The sequence below is a fragment of the Mesorhizobium sp. M7A.F.Ca.CA.002.09.1.1 genome, from assembly GCF_003998555.1.
Classification (GTDB): Bacteria; Pseudomonadota; Alphaproteobacteria; order Rhizobiales; family Rhizobiaceae; genus Mesorhizobium; species Mesorhizobium ciceri.
In genome coordinates this window covers 1-947 of the sequence record NZ_RZRR01001356.1, presented here as the reverse complement: position 1 = coordinate 947, position 947 = coordinate 1, and the positions used below count along the sequence as shown (strand labels likewise).

Here is a 947-nt window from a genome sequence, read left to right as displayed (position 1 = left end):
GTCTGGCCAAGGCTGGCGCAAAGGCCATGTTTCTGGTCAAGCCGCAATTCGAGGCCGGCAGGGAAGCGATCGGCAAGGGTGGTCTGTTGAAGGATCCCTTCGACGCCGCCCGTGTCGCCGGCCTGCTGCAGGATTGGCTGGACTCCGTTCCCGGCTGGCGCTCGCTGGGGCTGCATCTGTCGCCGATCGATGGCGGCGACGGCAATCGCGAATTCCTGCTCGGTGGGATCAAGGACCGATGAGCGCGCGCTTCAGCATCAGGAAACTTGGCGCCCAGGGCGACGGTGTCGCCGAGACCGAGACAGGCGATCTGTTCATTCCCTTCACACTGCCCGGTGAAACGGTCACCGCCGCGCGCGAAAGGGATCGCGCCATGCTGATGGCGGTGCTGGAAGCATCGCCGCTGCGCATCGATCCCGCCTGCCGCCACTTCACCGAATGCGGCGGTTGCGCGCTCCAGCATTTCGAAGCCGAAGCCTATCGCCAGTGGAAGCGCGAAAAAGTGGCGCACATCCTGAAGGGCAAGGGCATCGATTGCGAGATCGGTGACCTGGTCGCCTGCGCACCGCAGACGCGCCGCCGTGTCGTGCTTGCCGCCCGGCGCACCGAGACAGGCATGCTGCTCGGCTTCCATCGCCATCTGTCGCCGGAGATCGTCGCCATATCGGAATGCCCGATCTCGCTGCCGGAGATCGTTGCCGCGCTCGATCGCTTGAAGGCGCTCGCCGAATTGGTCTGCGCAACCGCCAAATCGTTCCGGCTGGCGGTCACCGTGACCGGTTCGGGGCTCGATGTCGCGGTTCACGAATCCGGCAAGCTCGGGGAGCACCAGCGCCGGATCGCGGCTAACTTCGTCATGGCGCAGGGCTTTGCCAGGCTGTCCATCGATGACGAAATCATTATCGAGCCGAAAAAGCCGGTGGTCATGTTCGGCAGCGTCGCTGTCG

Annotated in this window: 1 protein-coding gene and 1 pseudogene; both read left to right on the top strand. The window is 64.6% G+C overall.

All coding sequences use genetic code 11. The features are described from left to right. Positions 1 to 242, top strand: a 242-nt coding sequence (locus EN994_RS33180; RefSeq protein ID WP_348631700.1) for an SAM-dependent methyltransferase, incomplete at its 5' end; no start/stop codon positions are given. Further along, positions 239 to 947: pseudogene (locus EN994_RS33175) on the top strand (class I SAM-dependent RNA methyltransferase); the annotation flags it as partial. The gene EN994_RS33180 and the pseudogene EN994_RS33175, both read left to right, overlap by 4 nt.